This window comes from Pseudomonas sp. R4-35-07 (assembly GCF_003852235.1).
Classification (GTDB): Bacteria; Pseudomonadota; Gammaproteobacteria; order Pseudomonadales; family Pseudomonadaceae; genus Aquipseudomonas.
Map to the genome: position 1 here is coordinate 3,568,143 of NZ_CP027732.1, position 19,841 is coordinate 3,587,983.

Here is a 19,841-nt window from a genome sequence, read left to right on the forward strand (position 1 = left end):
GAGGAACTTTGAACCCGGATTTGTCTGAATAATTCTGTCTCAAGTCGCTGCAGCACTTAACGGCTGGGGGTTGGGATGGAAAAACACATGCTCCAGCACAGGTCCTACGGCAATTTCACCGATTTCCTCATAGCCCTGGCGCTTATAGAACTCCAGGTAACGGGAATTGCCCGTGTCGAGCACCACGCCCGATGAATGCGGGTCTTCGGCGCACCAATTGTGAACCGCTTCAAGCAATTGTTCGCCGTAGTGATGGCCCTGCAACTGCGGGTGAATGCCCAGCAATGGCAACACATGCACCGACTCGCTGGGCAGGCACGCCAGGACGGCCTGATGGTATTCAAGGTAACGCCGCGTGCCGCGTACCCCGGTGCTCAGCCACATGCGGATTTGCCAGGCCCAGCTCTCGGTGATGCCCAGGCGCCGTTGCGGCGGGGCGATCAGGGCAACGCCGACCAAACGGTCGTCGACGAACAGGCCAATGGCCGGAAGCTTCTGGAAGAAATGCTGCTTGACCAGCTCGCGCACGGTGGCGCGCACCCGCTGTTCATAACCGGAGCGCTCGGCTTCGAAGATGTAGGCGAAGGTCGGTTCGTGACGGTAGGCCTGGTACAGCAGGGAACGCGCTTCGCGGGAATAGCCGCTATTGAGCACACGAATTTCGGCAGCGGCCGTCGAAGTGTCAGGCATAACAGTCAATCTCCTGGACGCCACTCAAAGAGGTGGCGTTCTTATGGGTACGAACCTGCGCAGCGCCAGTCGTTCCCAGACATTAGCAGCGCATGCGCCCTACCGCCACGCTGGCCCCCGTCCGACTTGTCGGCTAGCATCGCCCTTTTGCCAGATTGGACTGCCGACCATGAAAATCGTCTCCTTCAATATCAACGGGCTGCGTGCCCGCCCTCATCAGCTGGCGGCGCTGATTGAAAAGCATCAACCGGATGTCATCGGCCTGCAGGAAACCAAGGTCCACGATGACCAGTTCCCGTTGGCCGAAGTCCAGGCGCTGGGCTATCACGTTTATTACCATGGCCAGAAAGGCCATTACGGCGTGGCCCTGCTCTCGCGCAAAGAGGCGTTGAGCCTGCACAAAGGCTTTGCCAGCGATGAAGAAGACGCCCAGCGCCGTTTCATCTGGGGCACCTTCGCCGACGAGAACGGCCACCCGGTCACTGTCATGAACGGCTACTTCCCCCAAGGCGAAAGCCGCGACCACCCCACCAAATTCCCGGCCAAGCAGCGCTTCTATGAAGACCTGCAACAGCTGTTGGAAAGCCAGTTCAGCAATGACCAGGCACTGGTGGTGATGGGCGACGTGAATATTTCCCCGCAGGACTGCGACATCGGCATCGGCGCCGACAATGCCAAACGCTGGCTGAAAACCGGCAAGTGCAGCTTCCTGCCGGAAGAGCGCGAATGGATGGCCCGCCTGAAAAACTGGGGCCTGGTGGACAGCTTCCGGCACTTGAATCCTGAGGTGACCGACCGCTTCAGCTGGTTCGATTACCGCAGCCGTGGCTTTGAGGATGAGCCCAAGCGTGGGCTGCGCATCGACGTGATCATGGCGTCCACCGGCCTGGTGCCTCGGCTCAAGGACGCGGGAGTGGATTACGATTTGCGCGCATTGGAAAAACCATCGGACCATGCGCCGATCTGGTTGGAGCTGAGCTGATTTCGCTGACTCTACCCGGTCAATGTGGGAGGGGGCTTGCCCCCGATAGCAGTGTGTCAGTCAGCCGATCTGGCACTGATACACCGCCATCGGGAGCAAGCCCCCTCCCACATTTTGACCCATGGCGTGTCAGTCACATTGCTGTAATCCCCCTGACTTAATCTCCCGGCACTCCCTTTGGCTGACGAAGGTGTCGGCATGATGCTGCGCGCTCTGTTACTGCTGGCCCTTTTCCCTTTCTTCGCGATGTCCGCCCCGCTGCCCCTGCCTGATCAAGGCTCGGCATTGCGCATCCAGGGCTCCAACACCATTGGCGCGGGTTTGGTCCCGGCATTGGTCAGCGGCTTGATGGAGCAGCAGGGTTTGCAAGGCGTGCACAGCGAACCCGCCGAGAGCGCCAATGAACAGCGTGTGACCGGCAAGACCCGTGAGGGCAAGACCGTGAGGGTCGACGTCGCCGCCCATGGTTCCAGCACCGGGTTTGCCGCGCTGAAAAACCACAGCGCCGACCTGGCCGCCTCGTCCCGTCCGATCAACGACGGCGAATTGGTTGACCTCGAGTCCCTGGGCGACCTGAAAAGCGCCGGCGCCGAACACGTGATCGCTATTGACGGCTTGGCGATGATCCTTAACTCGCGTAATCCGCTGAACACCCTCAACACCGAGCAACTGGCGCAGATTTTCAATGGCGAAATCAGCACCTGGGAAACACTCGGCGGCAGTGGCGGTGCCATTCACCTGTACGCGCGGGACGATCAGTCCGGCACCTATGACACCTTCAAGGAGCTGGTGCTGAACCGACGCGGCAAACCGCTGGCCGCGTCAGCCCAGCGTTTCGAGTCCAGCGAAGCGCTGTCCGATGCGGTCAGCCAAGACCCCCAAGGCATCGGTTTTATCGGCCTGCCCTACGTACGCCAAGCCAAGACCGTGGCGATTGTCGATGGCGACTCGCAACCGATGCCGGCGCTGAACAGCCTGATCGCCACCGAGGATTACCCGCTGTCACGGCGGCTGTACTTTTATTTGCCGCCGGCGACGCGTAATCCCTGGGCCAAGGCCTTGGTGGACTTTGCTCAAAGCGATCAGGGCCAGGCGATCGTGGCGGCCAACGGCTTTGTCGCCCAGCACGTGCAGGCGATTGGCGTAGCCCCACGCGCCTCGATGCCCGAGGCGTATCAGGCGATTGCGCGCAACGCCCAGCGCTTGACGGTGAATTTTCGTTTCGAGGAAGGCAGCGCCAGCCTGGACAACAAGGCGCGCCAGGACGTGCAGCGGGTGGTGGCGTATCTGCAAAGCCACGGCAAACTGCACAAACAGGTGACGCTGGTGGGCTTTGGCGATGCCAAGAATGATCCGCAGCGGGCGGCCTTGCTGTCCAAGTTGCGGGCCATGGCGGTGCGCAGGGAACTGGTGAAAAGCGGCGTGGTGCTGCGCGATATTCGCGGGTTTGGCGCGCAGATGCCGGTGGCGGCAAATACTGAGGATGAGGGGCGGATCAAGAATCGGCGGGTGGAGGTTTGGGTGTACTGAATCTTGGGGTTTGTGGTGCTTGGACTGGCCTCATCGGGAGCAAGCCCCCTCCCACAATTTGACGGTATTCACAATTCAAATGTGGGAGGGGGCTTGCTCCCGATGGCAGGCGACGCGGTGTTACTGCCCGCCCCGCATCAGCTCCTTGGGCACATACTTGCCAATCTCGAACTTGCCGATCGCCGCACGGTGCACTTCGTCCGGGCCGTCGGCCAGGCGCAGGGTGCGTTGCATGGCGTACATATAGGCCAGCGGAAAGTCGTTGGAAACGCCGGCGCCGCCGTGAATCTGGATCGCACGGTCGATCACCTTCAGCGCCACGTTCGGCGCGACCACCTTGATCTGGGCGATTTCGCTTTTGGCGACTTTATTCCCCACGGTGTCCATCATGTACGCCGCTTTCAAGGTCAGCAGCCGCGCCATATCAATCTCCATGCGCGAGTCGGCGATCTTGTCGATATTGCCCCCCAGGCGCGCCAGCGGCTTGCCGAACGCGCTGCGGCTGACCGAGCGCTTGCACATCAATTCCAACGCGCGCTCAGCCATGCCGATGGAGCGCATGCAGTGGTGGATACGCCCAGGGCCAAGGCGGCCCTGGGCAATCTCAAACCCACGGCCTTCACCCAACAGCACATTTTCGTAAGGCACGCGCACGTTGTCGAACAGCACTTCGGCGTGGCCGTGGGGCGCGTCGTCGTAGCCGAACACCGGCAGCGGGCGCAGGATTTTTACGCCGGGGGTGTCCACCGGTACCAGAATCATCGAATGCTGTTGGTGGCGTGGCGCATCCGGGTTGCTCAGGCCCATGAAGATCAGGATCTTGCAGCGCGGGTCGCAGGCGCCGGAGGTCCACCACTTCTTGCCGTTGATCACCCATTCATCGCCCTGGCGTTCGGCGCGAGCGGCCATGTTGGTGGCGTCCGAGGAGGCCACGTCCGGTTCGGTCATGGCGAAGGCGGAACGAATCTCACCGCGCAGCAGCGGTTCAAGCCAGCGTTGTTTCTGCTCTTCATTGGCGTAGCGCACCAGCACTTCCATATTGCCGGTGTCGGGGGCGGAGCAGTTGAACGGTTCCGGACCCAACAGCGAGCGGCCCATGATTTCGGCCAGCGGTGCATATTCGAGGTTGCTCAGGCCGGCGCCCAGCTCGGATTCCGGCAGGAACAGGTTCCACAACCCTTCGGCTTTCGCCCGGGCTTTGAGTTCTTCCATGATCGCGGTGGGCTGCCAGCGGTCGCCTTCGCTGACCTGGCGTTCGAACACCGGCTCGGCCGGGTAGACGTAAGCGTCCATGAATGCGCTGACGCGTTCACGCAGTTCCTGAACCTTGGGCGAATAGGCGAAATCCATGAGCAGCTCCCTTCTCTGAGAGGTTGTTTAGGTCATGCAATCGATGCTAGAACAGCGCTGATAATTTACCTAGCCTATTCTCGGCGTGTATTAACATTCATCACCGATATATGATCGGCGTATGAATACCTAACAATAAGAGTGCAACGACATGAATCTGAGCAAGGTCGACCTCAACCTCTTTATCGTCTTTGACGCGATCTATACCGAAGCCAACCTGACCCGCGCCGGGCAGATTGTCGGCATCACCCAGCCGGCGGTGTCCAACGCCCTGGCACGCCTGCGCGAGACCTTCAACGACCCGCTGTTCGTGCGCACCGCCCAGGGCATGGTGCCCACGCCGATGGCACAGAACATCATCGGCCCGGTGCGCAATGCGTTGTCGTTGCTGCGGGTTTCAGTGCAGGAGAGCCGGATTTTCAATCCGCAACAGGCGGCCAAGACCTATCGCATCAGCATGACCGACCTGACCGAAGCGGTCATTCTGCCAGCGCTGTTCCAGCGCCTGCGTCGCCTGGCACCGACGGTGGTCATCGAGAGCTTTTTGTCCAAACGCCGCGAAACCACCAAGGAGCTGGCCGCCGGGCGCCTGGACTTTGCCGTGGATGCGCCGCTCAACACCGACCCGCAGGTGCGCCACGTCAAGCTGATGGAAGACCGCTACGTATGCGCCATGCGCAAGGGCCACCCGATGGCAGGCAAGGACAAATTCAGCCTGGATGACTACCTGTCCCTGACCCATATCCATATTTCCAGCCGCCGCAACGGGCTGGGCCATGTCGACCTGGCCCTGGGCAAGATGGGCATCCAGCGCAAGATCGCCCTGCGCTCCCAGCACTACCTGATGGCGTCGCAGGTATTGCAGCAAACCGACATGGTCATGACCGTGCCCGAACGCTTCGCCCGCCGCCATGAACTGCACTGGTTCAACCTGCCGGTCAATGATGTGCCAGCGGTGGAAACCCACCTGTACTGGCACGAAAGCACCGACCAGGACCCGGCCAACCGCTGGATGCGCGAGCAGATGATCGAGTTGTGCCAGCAGGTAACGGCCCACGAGAAAAAGCTGGATAAACAACAGGCCTGAGGTAGCCGAGTTCCCTTGTGGGAGGGGGCTTGCCCCCGATGGCCTGCGCAGCAGGCCCTTGACGTTCACGTCAACCTGACATTAGCTTAGCGTCAAGACCTTCCTGAGCACCGCCATGAGCACCACCTACAGCATCTCCGACCTAGCCCGCGAGCTCGATATCACCACCCGCGCCATTCGCTTCTATGAGGAACAAGGCCTGCTGGCCCCGGAGCGTCGAGGCCAGGAGCGTATCTATTCGGCGCGGGACAAGGTCAGCCTCAAGCTGATTCTGCGCGGCAAGCGCATCGGCTTCTCCCTGGCCGAATGCCGTGAGCTGATCGAACTCTATGACCCCACCAGCGGCAACCATATCCAACTCAACAGCATGCTCGCAAAAATCGCTGAACGCCGCGAGCAGCTCGAGCAACAGTTGCTGGATATCGAACAGATGAAGCTGGAACTGGACACCGCCGAAGAGCGCTGCACCCAGGCCCTGGCACAGACCATGAGCCAGGCCGGCCATTGATCAGAAGGTAACCGCCATGTCCCTCCCCTCACACGTTCGCCTGGTGGAAGTCGGCCCGCGCGACGGTTTGCAGAACGAAGCCCAACCGATCAGCGTGGCCGACAAGGTGCGGTTGGTGGACGCCTTGAGCGGCGCCGGCTTGAGCTACATCGAGGTCGGCAGTTTCGTGTCGCCCAAATGGGTGCCGCAGATGGCCGGCTCCGCCGAGGTGTTCGCGCAGATCCAGCGCAAGCCTGGCGTCACCTACGGTGCGCTGGCGCCGAACCTGCGCGGCTTTGAAGATGCGCTGGCGGCCGGGGTCAAGGAAGTCGCGGTATTTGCGGCGGCGTCCGAAGCGTTTTCCCAACGCAATATCAACTGCTCCATCAGCGAGAGCCTGGAGCGGTTTGCTCCGATCATGGCGGCGGCCCGGCAGCATGGGGTCAGCGTGCGCGGGTATGTGTCGTGTGTGTTGGGTTGCCCCTATGAAGGCGAAATCGCCGCGCAGCAGGTCGCGGCGGTCGCCCGCGAACTGTATGCGATGGGCTGCTATGAAGTGTCCCTGGGCGACACCATCGGCACCGGCACGGCTGGCGCGACCCGGCAGCTGTTCGAGGTGGTCGGTGCACAGGTGCCGCGCGACAAGCTCGCAGGGCATTTCCATGACACCTACGGCCAGGCGATCGCCAATATCTACGCCAGCCTGCTGGAAGGTATCCAGGTATTCGACAGCTCTATCGCGGGCCTTGGCGGCTGCCCTTATGCCAAGGGCGCGAGCGGTAACGTCGCCACCGAGGATGTGGTGTACCTGCTCAATGGGCTGGGGATCGACACGGGTATCGACCTGGAACGCTTGATTGACGCCGGCCAGCACATCAGCCAGGTGCTGGGACGGGCGAGCGGCTCACGGGTGGCGAAGGCGCGTAACGCCGGTTGAGTAGCACGGATGTGACAATGTGTTACCGCACGCTGACACAGCGGGTAACGAGGGAACAAAATCCGGCGCATTTTTTGAAAGATATAACCTGCTGAAAAATCAAGGTATTGATTTTAAAGGACTTTAAAAAGTTGGCACGGCTTCTGCTATCTCTACCGCATAACAAAAATAAAAAGCGCCAAACCTAATAAAAATAAGACGAAACGACTCTGACATAACAAAAACAACACGGCAGAGACGCAGCTAACAGATTTTTTTGGAGAAGATGTGCTTCGCAGGGTACGGCATGCCGAAACCCGCAACCGGTCAGAGAAAAATAAAACTACCTCAGGTAGCTACCCACTGGTTGGATCGTTTACGAAGAAGCAGATCAGCGTTCAAAAAAATACGTTTGCTCTTGACCCCGGATGGGGGTCGCCAAAACAGCGGTAAAGGGTAACGGTTGCCAAAAACAACAATAGACCGCCCCTCAATAATAAAAAAAGAGCACGCAACGACAAATTAAAGGGGACCTTCGGGTCCCCTTTGTGCTTTCTGGCTGATCGTTCCCACGCTCTGCGTGGGAACGCTTCCTGTGACGCTCCGCGTCGCGCCAGCCGCTGCACATTTCGGCTACTACGCTAAGGTGACGCAGAGCGTCAGGGGCTGCATTCCCACGCAGAGCGTGGGAACGATCTAGCGCGCCTGGAGCTCTTCAATCGAGATTTCGCGCATGCGGAATTTCTGGATCTTGCCCGTCACCGTCATTGGAAACGCGTCTACGAACTTGAAGTGCCGGGGCGTCTTGAAGTGCGCAATGCGGCCCTTGCACCAGGTTTGCAGTTCCAGTTCGCTCGCCACATGGCCTGGGTGGAGTTTGATCCAGGCGACAATTTCCTCACCGTAGCGCTCATCGGGAATACCGATGACCTGCACATCGGCCACTGCCGGATGGGTGAAGAAAAACTCCTCAAGCTCGCGTGGATACACGTTCTCGCCACCGCGAATGATCATGTCCTTGTTGCGCCCGGCGATGCACACATAGCCATGCTCGTCCATGGTTGCCAGGTCACCGGTGTGCATCCAGCCCTCCGCGTCGATAGCATCGCGGGTGCCCTCGGGGTTGTTCCAGTAGCCGAGCATCACGCTGTAGCCGCGCGTGCACAGTTCGCCTGTCTCACCGCGTGGCACCGTGTTGCCGTCAGCGTCGATGATCTTGTTTTCCAGCTGCGGCTGAGTGCGGCCCACGGTGGTCACGCGGCGTTCCAGGTCGTCATCCGCGCCGGTCTGCAACGACACCGGGCTGGTTTCGGTCATGCCATAGGCGATCTGCACTTCACTCATGTGCAACTGGCCAATGACGCGTCGCATCACCTCGATCGGGCAGGTCGACCCGGCCATGATTCCGGTACGCAGGCTGGATAAGTCGAATTCGCCAAGGCGCGGGTGATCGAGCAGCGCAATGAACATGGTCGGCACGCCATACAAGCCCGTGGCGCGTTCTTCGGCGACGGCGGTTAGCGTGAGCAGTGGGTCGAAGCCGTCATTGGGGTAGATCATGGTGGTGCCGTGGGTGATGCAGCCGAGGTTACCCATCACCATGCCGAAGCAATGGTAAAGCGGCACCGGGATCACCAGGCGGTCGTGCGCCGTAAGACCGAGGCTTTGGCCAACCATGTAGCCGTTATTGAGAATGTTGAGGTGACTGAGGGTGGCGCCCTTGGGGAAACCGGTGGTGCCGGAGGTGTACTGGATATTGACCGGTTGGTCGGCGTGCAGACCGGCTTGGCGAGCGTGCAGTTGTTCAGGTGCAACCTGCGCCGCCAACGCCGACAGGTGTGACCAAGGCAGGAATCCTGCGGGCGGGTCGGGGTCGAGACTGACGATGGCGCGCAGGTCGGGCTGGAGCGCTTGCAGCATGACGTGGTAATCGGAGGTCTTGAACGAACCGGCGAACACCAGCCACGCGCAGCCGGATTGCTTGAGCACATATTCCAATTCACTGCTGCGATAGGCCGGGTTGATATTGACCAGGATCACCCCGAGTTTGGCGCTTGCCACCTGGCAGATCAGCCATTCGGCGCAGTTGGGCGCCCAGATACCCAGGCGGTCGCCGACTTGCATGCCCATGGCCATGAACGCCCGGGCATGCACCTCCACCGCCTCGGCCAGTTGCTGCCAGGTGTAGCGGCAATCCTGATGACGCACCACCAGCGCTTCACCCTCGGGATAACGCGCGACAGTACGATCAAAGGCCTGGCCAATGGTCTCGGCCAGCAAGGTCTTGTCCTGGGAGCCACGGCTGTAGCTCAGGTTCGCTTGATCCATAACGGCCCCTGTTGTCTTTTTTGTAGGTTGACGTAAACGTAAACTACGATTGACAGCGCCTCAACGCAAGCTTACGTTAACGTAAAGGTGAGCGCCCTCCTCCGCGCCTCGCCGACACAACAACAAAAGCTCACATTAAGGTGCCTGTCCATGAGTTACCCGTCCCTGAACTTCGCCCTCGGTGAGACCATCGACATGCTGCGCGACCAGGTGCAGACCTTCGTGGCCAAGGAAATTTCACCCCGTGCGGCCCAGATCGACATCGACAACCTGTTCCCCGCCGACCTGTGGCGCAAGTTTGGTGACATGGGCCTGCTGGGTATCACCGTACCGGAAGAGTACGGCGGTGCCGGCCTGGGTTACTTGGCGCACGTGGTGAGCATGGAAGAAATCAGCCGTGGCTCGGCCTCGGTGGCGTTGTCGTATGGCGCTCACTCCAACCTGTGCGTCAACCAGATCAACCGCAACGGCAGCCACGAACAAAAACTCAAGTACCTGCCCAAGCTGATCAGCGGCGAGCACATCGGCGCGCTGGCCATGAGCGAGCCGAATGCCGGCTCCGACGTGGTTTCGATGAAACTGCGCGCCGACAAGCAGGGTGACGCTTACGTGCTCAACGGCAGCAAGACCTGGATCACCAACGGGCCCGATGCCCACACCTACGTGATCTACGCCAAGACCGACCTGGAAAAGGGTGCCCACGGCATCACCGCGTTTATCGTCGAGCGTGACTGGAAAGGCTTCAGCCGCAGCAACAAGTTCGACAAGCTGGGCATGCGCGGCTCCAACACCTGCGAGCTGTTTTTCGATGACGTGCACGTCCCCGAGCAAAATATCCTCGGTGTGCTCAACGGCGGCGTCAAAGTGCTGATGAGCGGCCTCGATTACGAGCGCGTGGTGCTCTCCGGCGGCCCCACCGGCATCATGCAGGCCTGCATGGACCTGATCGTGCCCTACATCCACGACCGCAAGCAGTTCGGCCAGAGCATCGGCGAATTCCAGCTGATCCAGGGCAAGGTCGCCGATATGTACACCCAGCTCAACGCCAGCCGCGCCTACCTCTACGCGGTGGCCCAGGCCTGCGAGCGCGGCGAGACCACGCGCAAGGATGCGGCCGGGGTGATCCTCTACAGCGCCGAGCGCGCCACGCAAATGGCCTTGGATGCGATCCAGATCCTGGGCGGCAACGGCTACATCAATGAATTCCCCGCTGGGCGCCTACTGCGGGACGCCAAGCTGTACGAAATCGGCGCCGGCACCAGTGAGATTCGACGGATGTTGATCGGTCGCGAACTGTTTAACGAGACGAAATAAATTTCGTCAGCGGCAAGTGACAAGCTTCAAGTGGCAAGAGGACGGTGCTCTTGCTTCTAACTTGTAGCTTGTAGCTCGAAACTTAAAGCTGCTACGGAGTAGCCCATGCTTCTACACACCCAGCTCAACCCACGCTCGGCGGAATTTATCGCCAACAGCGCGGCGATGCGCCAACAGGTCGACGCGCTGCACAACCTGCTCGCCCAGGTACAACAAGGCGGCGGCGCCAAGGCCCAGGAACGCCACACCTCACGCGGCAAGCTGCTGCCGCGCGAGCGCATCGATCGCCTGCTCGACCCCGGCTCGCCATTCCTCGAATTGAGCCAGTTGGCCGCCCATCAGGTGTATGGCGAAGACGTGCCGGCCGCCGGTGTGATTGCCGGCATCGGCCGCGTGGAAGGCGTCGAATGCATGATCGTCGCCAATGATGCCACCGTCAAAGGCGGCTCCTATTACCCGCTGACCGTCAAAAAACACTTGCGCGCCCAGACCATCGCCGAGCAGAACCGCCTGCCGTGCATTTACCTGGTGGACTCCGGCGGAGCCAACCTGCCGCGCCAGGACGAAGTGTTCCCGGACCGCGAGCACTTCGGGCGAATTTTCTTCAACCAGGCCAATATGAGCGCCCAGGGCATTCCGCAGATTGCCGTGGTGATGGGCTCGTGCACGGCCGGTGGCGCGTATGTGCCGGCCATGGCCGACGAAGCGATCATGGTGCGCCAGCAAGCGACTATCTTCCTCGCCGGCCCGCCGCTGGTGAAGGCCGCCACCGGCGAAGTGGTCAGTGCCGAAGACCTCGGCGGTGCCGATGTGCACTGCAGGATTTCCGGCGTGGCCGACCACTATGCCGACAACGATGAACACGCCCTGGCCCTGGCCCGTCGCAGCGTGGCCAACCTCAATTGGCGCAAGCTGGGTGAGTTGCGCCAACGTCCGCCAGTGGCGCCGCTGTACAGCAGCGAAGAGCTTTACGGCGTGATCCCGGCCGATGCCAAGCAGCCGTTCGACGTGCGCGAAGTGATCGCCCGGCTGGTGGACGGTTCGGTATTCGATGAGTTCAAGGCGCTGTTCGGCGCCACCCTGGTCTGTGGCTTTGCGCACCTGCACGGCTATCCGGTGGCGATCCTGGCCAACAACGGGATCCTGTTCGCCGAAGCCGCGCAAAAAGGCGCGCACTTTATCGAGCTGGCCTGCCAACGCGGCATTCCACTGCTGTTCCTGCAGAACATCACCGGCTTCATGGTCGGACAGAAGTACGAAGCCGGCGGTATCGCCAAGCATGGCGCCAAGTTGGTCACGGCGGTGGCCTGTGCCAAGGTACCGAAGTTCACGGTGATCATCGGCGGCAGTTTCGGCGCCGGTAACTACGGCATGTGCGGTCGCGCCTATGACCCGCGTTTCCTGTGGATGTGGCCCAACGCACGCATCGGCGTGATGGGCGCCGAACAGGCGGCGGGCGTGCTGGTGCAGGTCAAGCGCGAGCAGGCAGAGCGCGCAGGCTTGGCATTCAGTGCCAGCGATGAAGCGGCGATCAAGCAGCCGATCCTCGACCAGTATGAAACCCAGGGCCACCCCTATTATTCCAGCGCACGCTTGTGGGATGACGGCGTCATCGATCCGCTGCAGACCCGCGATGTGCTGGCCCTGGCGTTGTCCGCCGCGCTGAATGCCCCTATCGAGCCGAGCCGCTTCGGCGTGTTCCGCATGTAACCTGTAGGAGCGAGCTCACCCGCGAAAAACGTCCAGTCAACGCGTGCATCCTGGATACCCGCGTTATCGTTGACGACCTTCGCGAGCAAGCTCGCTCCTACAGGAGGCCTCTCATTTTCATGGAGCTTCTTGCATGAGCGATTTCAACACCCTCGAACTGATCACCGACAGCCGTGGCTTTGCCACGCTGTGGCTCAGTCGTGAAGCCAAGAACAACGCGTTCAATGCCCAGATGATCCGCGAACTGATCATCGCCCTCGACCAGGTCCAGGCCGACCCGGCCCTGCGCTTTCTGGTCCTGCGCGGGCGCGGCAAACACTTCAGCGCCGGCGCCGACCTGGCCTGGATGCAGCAGTCGGCCGAACTGGATTACCACACCAACCTGGACGATGCCCGTGAGCTGGCCGAGCTGATGTACAACCTGGCCAAACTGAAAATCCCTACGCTGGCGGTGGTACAAGGCGCGGCCTACGGCGGCGCGCTGGGCTTGATCAGTTGCTGTGACATGGCAATTGGCGCCGATGACGCGCAGTTCTGTCTGTCGGAAGTGCGTATCGGCCTGGCGCCGGCGGTGATCAGCCCGTTCGTGGTGCAGGCCATCGGTGAACGCGCGGCCCGCCGCTATGCCTTGACGGCCGAGCGGTTTGACGGCCAGCGCGCGCGCGACATCGGCCTGTTGGCGGAAAGCTACCCGGCCGACACGTTGGACCAGCGGGTGGATGAGTGGGTCGCCAACCTGCTGCAAAACAGCCCGGCGGCGATGCGCGCCAGCAAAGACTTGTTGCGTGAGGTGGGCAACGGCGCCCTCACCCCGGCGCTGCGCCGCTACTGTGAAAACGCCATCGCGCGTATCCGGGTAAGTGTCGAGGGCCAGGAAGGCTTGCGCGCCTTTCTGCAAAAACGCACGCCGAGCTGGCAATCCCGGGAGCCGCGCCCATGACCACACTCACTACCGTGCTGGTCGCCAACCGGGGCGAAATCGCTTGCCGGGTCATGCGCACCGCCAAGGCGATGGGGCTGACCACCGTGGCCGTGCACAGCGCAATCGACCGTGACGCCCGGCACAGCCGCGAAGCGGACATTCGCGTCGACCTGGGCGGCAGCAAGGCCACTGACAGTTACCTGCAGATCGACAAATTGATCGCCGCCGCCCACGCCAGTGGCGCCCAGGCAATTCATCCGGGCTACGGCTTCCTCTCGGAAAACGCCGGGTTCGCCCGGGCCATCGAGGCAGCGGGCTTGATCTTCCTCGGCCCGCCCGCCTCGGCGATAGACGCCATGGGCAGCAAGTCGGCGGCCAAGGCGCTGATGGAAACCGCCGGCGTGCCGCTGGTGCCGGGCTATCACGGCGAGGCCCAGGACCTGGAGACCTTCCGCGAGGCCTGTGCGCGTATCGGTTACCCCGTGCTGCTCAAGGCCACGGCCGGCGGTGGCGGCAAGGGAATGAAGGTAGTCGAGGATGTCAGCCAGTTGGCGCAAGCCCTCGCCTCGGCCCAGCGTGAGGCCCTGTCGTCATTTGGCAACGGGCAGATGTTGGTGGAGAAATACCTGCTGCAACCGCGCCATGTGGAAATCCAAGTGTTTGCCGATCAACACGGCAACTGCCTGTACCTCAATGAGCGCGATTGCTCGATCCAGCGGCGTCATCAAAAGGTCGTGGAAGAAGCCCCAGCGCCGGGGCTCGGCAGTGAACAGCGCAAAGCCATGGGCGAAGCGGCGGTCCGCGCGGCGCAGGCGATTGGCTATGTGGGCGCGGGGACCGTAGAGTTTCTGCTGGATGCGCGCGGCGAGTTTTTCTTCATGGAGATGAACACCCGCCTGCAAGTGGAGCACCCGGTCACCGAGGCGATTACCGGCCTCGACCTGGTGGCCTGGCAGATCCGCGTGGCCCAGGGCGAGGCGCTGCCGATCACTCAAGCGCAGGTACCGCTGATGGGGCATGCGATTGAGGTGCGCTTGTATGCCGAAGACCCGGCCAATGACTTCCTGCCTGCAACCGGACGATTGGCGGTGTACCGCGAGCCTGCCCCAGGTCCGGGTCGGCGCGTGGACAGCGGCGTCGAGCAAGGCGACAGCGTCTCGCCCTTCTACGACCCGATGCTCGGCAAGTTGATTGCCTGGGGCCAAGACCGTGAGCAGGCGCGGCTGCGCTTGCTGAGCATGCTCGACGAATGTGCGGTGGGCGGGCTCAAGACCAACCTGGGCTTTCTGCGGCGCATCATTGGTCACCCGGCCTTTGCCGCGGCTGAGCTGGATACCGGATTCATTCCGCGCTATCAGCAAGAGCTGCTGCCGGTGGCCGGGGCGCTGGACGATGAGTTCTGGCAGGCAGCGGGGTCGGCTTTCATGCAGAGCCTGCCGGCCAGTGACGGGCCGTGGGCAGACACCCGGGGCTTTCGTGCGGGGCTGCCGGCGCAGGTCTCACTGCATCTGAGCTGTAATGGGCAGGATCGGCTGGTCACACTGGCCGGGCAATCGTTGCAGCTCACAGGCGAGCAACTGGTGATCGAACACCAGGGCGTGCGCCGCTCCCACTTGGCCGTGCGCGATGAAGGCATGGTGTATCTGCGCTGGAACGGCGAGATGCAGGCGGTCAGCCTGTTCGACCCGATTGCGGCGGCCGAGGCCAGCCACTCCCCTCAAGGCGGCCTCACCGCGCCCATGAACGGCAGCATCGTGCGCGTGCTGGTGGAGGTCGGTCAACGCGTCGAAGCCGGCGCGCAACTGGTGGTACTGGAAGCGATGAAGATGGAACACAGCATCCGCGCACCTGAGGCGGGTGTGATCAAGGCGCTGTTTTGCCAGGAAGGCGAGATGGTCGCCGAAGGCAGTGCGCTGGTGGAGCTGGAAACGGCGGACTAGAACTTCGCCGTGGCTTGCACGACGACGCCAAGGATGCGGCACTCGTCGGTGAACAGCAGCTTGGGATAGGTGGGATTGAGCGGCGCCAGGTAAAGCTGGCCGCTGTCTGCCTGCAACTGGCGAAAGGTCGCCTGGGGGTTGTCGAGCCATTGCGCAACCACCAGTTTACCGGCCTCGGCCTCGATGGCCGGGTCGACCAGGATCAGCATGCCTGCGCTGATGCTCAAGCCACTGGGCGCGGTCATCGCGTCGCCGACCACCGGTAGCCAAAAAGCGTCGCCGTGGGCATGGTAATCCGTCAGTTCGAAACGTGCCGGCCCATAGCTGGCGCGTGCTTCGCGCAGCTCGCACACGCCGCTCCAATCGCTGACCGGGTAGCGAAAGTACGGGTTGTGGTGGTGCTCCAGTGCCGCCTTGGTGTCTGCCCTCTCGCGAATCTCCAGCGCGACCTCCAGGTAGCCCAGCCCCAGTTCCGCCAGTACCCGGTTCATGTCCGCCAGGCTCGGCACGCGGCGCTTGTTGAGCCAGTGGCCCACGCCGCCCTGGGACATGCCCAGGCGCTCCGCCAGTTCATCCTGCGTGACCTTGCGGTCTTTCATGTTGGCTCGCACCAACGCTATCCAGTTATCCATGGCGCTGACAATACGTTGCGTATTTTCCAGGGCAATAAACAGTTTGTAGTAATCCATAAAACGACATAAATACGATACGTACTATCATCGACATAAGGTTTTCGACACCCACCCGGAGTACCGCCTCTTATGACGACGAGCCCGTATCATCTGCCTGAAACACCCGAACACACTGACCTGCATGACATGCGCTGCAGCGGCGCCGCCCAGCGCGCGCTGGACTATTACTTGAAAGAAGATATGTCTGCGCGAGACGTGGACGAGGCCTTTTTCACCATCAAGCCAGGCATCAGCCAGGAAGAAGCGCTGGTGCATGCCTCTGACCTGCTGCGCAGCGCTGCGGCAACGGCCTACGAATCGGCGAGCAGCCATCAAGGCAATCATCGCGACCTGGCGTTTTCGGTGGTTTACTTGATCGATATGGCGAAAGCGATGGTGGAGCGGTCGTTGCGAGCGACTGAGGCGCAGGCGAACATTTAAAGGACGTGCACGAAAAAATTTCTATCGAGCGGATAAAAACATTTGACTTGCAAATGATAATGATTATTATTGGGCCCAGCTGATCGCGAGATCAGTCGATAGACCAAGAGACCTTAGGTCGGACTCTTGGAATATCTCCTCATCAGGCTAATCACGGTTTTTGACCCGGCTCTTTGGCCGGGTCTTTTTTTTGCCAGTTTTTCCTGGCGTGGCTTCAGGCTAATGAAGACTGTGTGGTGCATGATGGCGCGCATGGTAGCAAAAGCCCATCGCGAAAAGAAAGGCGCAGCACCGCTCTAGCCCGGATCTTTGCGATTTAGCGCTTGAGAATCAATCTCATAAACCCTAAGCTGCGGCCGCGTCACGGATGACGCCCCCTCCCCCGTGCAACAATTTTGCTTCCAGAATGTGCCCACCGCCTGTGTAAGATAGCCGCCACATCCTCATATTCAGGCAACCAGACTATGACCGTGGCCTTGACCTCCATCAAGATCAGCACTGCTTTCGACAGCGGCAATATCCAGGTCCTGGATGCCAGCGATGCCTACCAGCTATTGCTGGCCATCAAGCCCGACACTCGTAGCCAGCACTACCAGTGGTTCCACTTCAAGGCCGAGGGCATGCACGTGGGCCACACCCACACGTTTCGCCTGAGCAACGCGGGCCGCTCGTCTTACAAGCATGCCTGGAGCGGCTATAACGCCGTAGCGTCTTATGACCATGTCAATTGGTTCCGCGTGCCGTCGCGCTTTGACGGCGAAATCCTGCATATCAGCCTCCAGACCCGGGAAAAACACGCGTGGTTCGCCTACTTCGAACCTTATAGCCGCGAACGCCACGACTGGTTGATCGAGCAGGCCCTGAAGTACGCCGGCGTCAAGCTATTGGCCACCGGCAAGAGTGTCGAGGGGCGCGATATCCAACTGCTGCGCCGTGGCAAAGGCGGCGAAGGTCGCCGCAAGGTCTGGATCATCGCCCAGCAACATCCCGGCGAACACATGGCCGAATGGTTCATGGAAGGCGTCATCGAACGCCTGCAACAGGACGGTGACGCCGAGCTGAAAAAGCTGCTGGCGGTGGCCGACCTGTACCTGGTGCCGAACATGAACCCCGATGGCGCGTTCCATGGTCACCTGCGTACCAACGCCATGGGCCAGGACCTCAACCGCGCCTGGCAGAGCGCCAGCCAGGAATTCAGCCCGGAAGTGCTGTTCGTGCAACAGCAGATGGAAAAGCATGGCGTCGACCTGTTCCTCGATATCCATGGCGACGAAGAAATCCCCTACGTCTTCACCGCCGGCTGCGAAGGCAATCCGGGCTACAGCCCGCGTATCGAAGCCTTGGAGAACCGTTTCCGTAGCCACCTGAGCCACCTGACCCGTGACTTTCAGACCACCCACGGCTACACCCGCGACCTACCCGGCGAAGCCAATATGACCCTGGCCTGCAATGCGGTGGGTGAGAAATACGACTGCCTGTCACTGACCCTGGAGATGCCCTTCAAGGACAATGACGACGCACCCAACCCGAGAACCGGTTGGTCCGGCGATCGCTCCAAGCAGCTGGGCAAGGATGTGTTGAGCAGCGTGGCCGATATCATCGGCCACGTGCGTTAACGCTCGGTCAGTGTTTGGTGCCGGTCATGCTTTGCAGCACGCCGTCACGGCGGATCAACCCGTGAAACAGCGCGGCCGCCAGATGCACCAGCACCGTCAGGAACAACAGGTAGGCGAGATAACCGTGGGCCTTGCGCAATAGCGCAAACAACGGCGCATTCGCCGAGACCAGTGCCGGCAGTTGCACGGAACTGCTGAGCATCACCGGGTCGCCGGCGGCCGAAATCATTGCCCAGCCCAGCAACGGCAACACCAGCATCAATCCGTACAAAACCACGTGAGACGCCTTGGCCGCCAACACTTGCCACAGCGGCAAGTCCGCCGGCAGCGGCGGTTGGCGCGTGGAAAAACGCACCACCAGCCGCACGATGACCAGCGCCAGAATGGCGATCCCCAGCGGCTTGTGCAGGTGAATCAACCACTCGTGGCGCTCGGAAACCGACGCCGCCAGCCCCGCGCCAATAAACAGCATGGCGATGATCATGAGCGCCATCAGCCAGTGCAGCAAACGCGCCAACGGGGCGAAAAACCTTGGTTGAACATTCATGGCTTCGACTCCTGGGAGGCACTGTGCAACGGGCCGACTTCACCGGCACGCCGCAGGTAGGAACTGGCATAGGCGGCTGAACGTGCAGCCAGCAGCGGGTCATTGGAGGCCTCGATACCGCTGGGCAGAATCAGCGGGTCGAAGTTGATATCGCGGCAATCGCCGTCGGCTTGTGGCTGGCTGCTCTGCAACACCAGGGTGCCGGCATTGAGCACTTTGTGTTCACCGGCCCAGGTCTTGCTGGCGTCATCCAGCGGGTCGCCGGGGTTGGCCAGCATCATGTTCAATTGCCACTCTAGCGGCCCGGCAGCCAGGCGCTGCACCAGGTCTTTTTCCAGGAAGTCGCCGCCCTCGGGCGCGGTATCTCCGGCGGCGTCGCGGCTCTGCGGCACCACGGCCCAGCGCACGGCCTGGCGCTTGCCGTCGGCGCTCACCAGGTAAAACGCGTTGATGCCGTTGTAGGTTTCGGTCGCGTAACTGGCCGATGGCTTGGCGGTTTTAACCCACGCCAGGAACGCTGCGGTCTCCGGGTGTGCGGCAAAAAACGCCGGCATGCTCGAAGGGTTCGGCTTGCCGGTGGCGGGGTCCGGCGCGCCGGCCTTGAGCAATTGGTAGAACGCCTCGGGCGTGCCCACCGGGAACACCGGCATGCTGTTCATCCCGGTGCGCCACTGCTGGCCGTTGGCCTGGCTGAATTGCACGGCAAAACTGCGGATCGGCACGCTGCTGTCCGGTGCATAAGGGTTGCCGCTGGGCAAGGCAAACCGCCCGATCACCGGGGTTTTCGCCACGCTGAACAACTGAGCACTGGAATACGTACGCGCCTCGGGGCTGCTCTCGAAGTAGCCGGCTACGCACACGCCCTTGGCATGGTTACGCCGAAATCCCGGATGCACACCGTTATTGGTTTCCAGGGCATTGACCAGGGTTTTTGGGCGCAGGCGCTGCGGGTCGAGCGTACCGTTGACGTAGGCAAAGGCACCAGCGACAACCGCTACCACAGCACCGATACATGCGAGCCTGGCGAGCAGGTTGGCGGTACTCAGAGGCGGAAGCGGCGGTGGTGAGTGATCAACCATGAAAAGCTCCAGGGCACGTGGCCGCAGGGGAAAAGTGTCATGAGACGAATCCCATGTAGGTTTATTCCCCCTCTACTGTAGTTTTTTTCATGGCAAACGCACGTGCAGGCCAAACGTCCTGCTAACGCTGGTTGAACAATGCAGGTCGTTTATTGAGGAAGGCTTGCATGCCCTCCTGCTGATCCGGGGTGACGCTCCAGCACTACATTCATAAGCACCTCGACAGATTGA

General features: G+C 61.3%; 17 protein-coding genes. 11 read left to right on the top strand and 6 right to left on the bottom strand.

The window, feature by feature from the left end:
• Window positions 1–39 precede the first annotated feature (39 nt).
• Window positions 40–690, bottom strand: coding sequence for an N-acetyltransferase (locus C4J89_RS16260; protein WP_124415012.1), 651 nt, complete (start codon window positions 688–690; stop codon window positions 40–42).
• Window positions 691–859: 169 nt separating this feature from the next.
• On the opposite strand from C4J89_RS16260, the gene xthA reads away from it, so the two are divergent.
• Both xthA and C4J89_RS16270 read left to right on the top strand, forming a co-directional pair.
• Window positions 860–1,672 (top strand): exodeoxyribonuclease III, encoded by an 813-nt coding sequence (gene xthA, locus C4J89_RS16265; protein WP_124363347.1) that lies wholly within the window; start codon window positions 860–862, stop codon window positions 1,670–1,672.
• Between the two features lie 198 nt (window positions 1,673–1,870).
• Window positions 1,871–3,202, top strand: coding sequence for a substrate-binding domain-containing protein (locus C4J89_RS16270; RefSeq protein ID WP_124415013.1), 1,332 nt, complete (start codon window positions 1,871–1,873; stop codon window positions 3,200–3,202).
• A 120-nt stretch (window positions 3,203–3,322) separates the two neighbouring features.
• Here the strand turns inward: C4J89_RS16270 and C4J89_RS16275 are convergent, their stop codons facing one another.
• Window positions 3,323–4,552: an acyl-CoA dehydrogenase gene (locus C4J89_RS16275; RefSeq protein WP_124363349.1), complete on the bottom strand. Its 1,230-nt coding sequence runs from the start codon at window positions 4,550–4,552 to the stop codon at window positions 3,323–3,325.
• A gap of 151 nt (window positions 4,553–4,703) precedes the next feature.
• Between C4J89_RS16275 and C4J89_RS16280 the strand changes: the two genes are divergently transcribed.
• The 3 genes from C4J89_RS16280 to C4J89_RS16290 all read left to right on the top strand — a co-directional run bounded on the left by C4J89_RS16280 (window position 4,704) and on the right by C4J89_RS16290 (window position 7,063).
• On the top strand, window positions 4,704–5,639 hold the full coding sequence (locus C4J89_RS16280; protein WP_124404584.1) for a LysR family transcriptional regulator: 936 nt from the start codon (window positions 4,704–4,706) through the stop codon (window positions 5,637–5,639).
• A 115-nt stretch (window positions 5,640–5,754) separates the two neighbouring features.
• Window positions 5,755–6,147 carry a MerR family DNA-binding transcriptional regulator gene (locus tag C4J89_RS16285; RefSeq protein ID WP_124415014.1) on the top strand — a complete coding sequence of 131 codons (393 nt, stop codon included), beginning with the start codon at window positions 5,755–5,757 and terminating at the stop codon, window positions 6,145–6,147.
• 16 nt (window positions 6,148–6,163) lie between these two features.
• Entirely contained in the window at window positions 6,164–7,063 is a 900-nt protein-coding gene (locus tag C4J89_RS16290) for a hydroxymethylglutaryl-CoA lyase (protein ID WP_124415015.1), read from the top strand.
• A gap of 675 nt (window positions 7,064–7,738) precedes the next feature.
• Here the strand turns inward: C4J89_RS16290 and C4J89_RS16295 are convergent.
• A complete protein-coding gene (locus C4J89_RS16295) occupies window positions 7,739–9,370 on the bottom strand; it encodes an AMP-binding protein (protein WP_124415016.1) in 1,632 nt (543 codons plus the stop codon).
• Window positions 9,371–9,520: 150 nt separating this feature from the next.
• Between C4J89_RS16295 and C4J89_RS16300 the strand changes: the two genes are divergently transcribed.
• The 4 genes from C4J89_RS16300 to C4J89_RS16315 all read left to right on the top strand — a co-directional run bounded on the left by C4J89_RS16300 (window position 9,521) and on the right by C4J89_RS16315 (window position 15,256).
• On the top strand, window positions 9,521–10,684 hold the full coding sequence (locus C4J89_RS16300; RefSeq protein ID WP_124415017.1) for an isovaleryl-CoA dehydrogenase: 1,164 nt from the start codon (window positions 9,521–9,523) through the stop codon (window positions 10,682–10,684).
• A 105-nt stretch (window positions 10,685–10,789) separates the two neighbouring features.
• Window positions 10,790–12,394, top strand: coding sequence for a carboxyl transferase domain-containing protein (locus tag C4J89_RS16305; RefSeq protein WP_124415018.1), 1,605 nt, complete (start codon window positions 10,790–10,792; stop codon window positions 12,392–12,394).
• 133 nt (window positions 12,395–12,527) lie between these two features.
• On the top strand, window positions 12,528–13,334 hold the full coding sequence (locus C4J89_RS16310; RefSeq protein ID WP_124415019.1) for a gamma-carboxygeranoyl-CoA hydratase: 807 nt from the start codon (window positions 12,528–12,530) through the stop codon (window positions 13,332–13,334).
• Entirely contained in the window at window positions 13,331–15,256 is a 1,926-nt protein-coding gene (locus C4J89_RS16315) for an acetyl/propionyl/methylcrotonyl-CoA carboxylase subunit alpha (protein WP_124415020.1), read from the top strand. The genes C4J89_RS16310 and C4J89_RS16315 overlap by 4 nt, the downstream gene beginning before the upstream one ends.
• Here C4J89_RS16315 and C4J89_RS16320 read toward each other — a convergent pair.
• A complete protein-coding gene (locus tag C4J89_RS16320) occupies window positions 15,253–15,888 on the bottom strand; it encodes a LexA family transcriptional regulator (RefSeq protein WP_124416035.1) in 636 nt (211 codons plus the stop codon). The two genes, C4J89_RS16315 and C4J89_RS16320, sit on opposite strands and share 4 nt — an antisense overlap.
• Before the next feature lie 129 nt (window positions 15,889–16,017).
• On the opposite strand from C4J89_RS16320, the gene C4J89_RS16325 reads away from it, so the two are divergent.
• Window positions 16,018–16,368: a DUF6124 family protein gene (locus C4J89_RS16325; RefSeq protein WP_124363358.1), complete on the top strand. Its 351-nt coding sequence runs from the start codon at window positions 16,018–16,020 to the stop codon at window positions 16,366–16,368.
• Window positions 16,369–16,832: 464 nt separating this feature from the next.
• Complete coding sequence (locus C4J89_RS16330) at window positions 16,833–17,984, top strand: M14-type cytosolic carboxypeptidase (protein ID WP_124363359.1); 1,152 nt, start codon at window positions 16,833–16,835, stop codon at window positions 17,982–17,984.
• A 7-nt stretch (window positions 17,985–17,991) separates the two neighbouring features.
• On the opposite strand, the gene C4J89_RS16335 is transcribed toward C4J89_RS16330, so the two are convergent.
• Entirely contained in the window at window positions 17,992–18,531 is a 540-nt protein-coding gene (locus C4J89_RS16335) for a cytochrome b (protein ID WP_124371126.1), read from the bottom strand.
• Complete coding sequence (locus C4J89_RS16340) at window positions 18,528–19,610, bottom strand: catalase family peroxidase (protein ID WP_124415021.1); 1,083 nt, start codon at window positions 19,608–19,610, stop codon at window positions 18,528–18,530. Before C4J89_RS16340 ends, C4J89_RS16335 begins: the two co-directional genes overlap by 4 nt.
• Window positions 19,611–19,841 lie beyond the last annotated feature (231 nt).

Coding starts and splice junctions, on each gene's coding strand:
- C4J89_RS16335 (WP_124371126.1), bottom strand. CDS start 18,531: ATGAATGTTCAACCAAGGTTTTTCGCCCCGTTGGCGCGTTTGCTGCAC.
- C4J89_RS16285 (WP_124415014.1), top strand. CDS start 5,755: ATGAGCACCACCTACAGCATCTCCGACCTAGCCCGCGAGCTCGATATC.
- C4J89_RS16330 (WP_124363359.1), top strand. CDS start 16,833: ATGACCGTGGCCTTGACCTCCATCAAGATCAGCACTGCTTTCGACAGC.
- C4J89_RS16310 (WP_124415019.1), top strand. CDS start 12,528: ATGAGCGATTTCAACACCCTCGAACTGATCACCGACAGCCGTGGCTTT.
- C4J89_RS16315 (WP_124415020.1), top strand. CDS start 13,331: ATGACCACACTCACTACCGTGCTGGTCGCCAACCGGGGCGAAATCGCT.
- C4J89_RS16290 (WP_124415015.1), top strand. CDS start 6,164: ATGTCCCTCCCCTCACACGTTCGCCTGGTGGAAGTCGGCCCGCGCGAC.
- C4J89_RS16280 (WP_124404584.1), top strand. CDS start 4,704: ATGAATCTGAGCAAGGTCGACCTCAACCTCTTTATCGTCTTTGACGCG.
- C4J89_RS16300 (WP_124415017.1), top strand. CDS start 9,521: ATGAGTTACCCGTCCCTGAACTTCGCCCTCGGTGAGACCATCGACATG.
- C4J89_RS16325 (WP_124363358.1), top strand. CDS start 16,018: ATGACGACGAGCCCGTATCATCTGCCTGAAACACCCGAACACACTGAC.
- C4J89_RS16260 (WP_124415012.1), bottom strand. CDS start 690: ATGCCTGACACTTCGACGGCCGCTGCCGAAATTCGTGTGCTCAATAGC.
- C4J89_RS16275 (WP_124363349.1), bottom strand. CDS start 4,552: ATGGATTTCGCCTATTCGCCCAAGGTTCAGGAACTGCGTGAACGCGTC.
- C4J89_RS16340 (WP_124415021.1), bottom strand. CDS start 19,610: ATGGTTGATCACTCACCACCGCCGCTTCCGCCTCTGAGTACCGCCAAC.
- C4J89_RS16320 (WP_124416035.1), bottom strand. CDS start 15,888: ATGGATAACTGGATAGCGTTGGTGCGAGCCAACATGAAAGACCGCAAG.
- C4J89_RS16295 (WP_124415016.1), bottom strand. CDS start 9,370: ATGGATCAAGCGAACCTGAGCTACAGCCGTGGCTCCCAGGACAAGACC.
- C4J89_RS16305 (WP_124415018.1), top strand. CDS start 10,790: ATGCTTCTACACACCCAGCTCAACCCACGCTCGGCGGAATTTATCGCC.
- C4J89_RS16270 (WP_124415013.1), top strand. CDS start 1,871: ATGATGCTGCGCGCTCTGTTACTGCTGGCCCTTTTCCCTTTCTTCGCG.
- xthA (WP_124363347.1), top strand. CDS start 860: ATGAAAATCGTCTCCTTCAATATCAACGGGCTGCGTGCCCGCCCTCAT.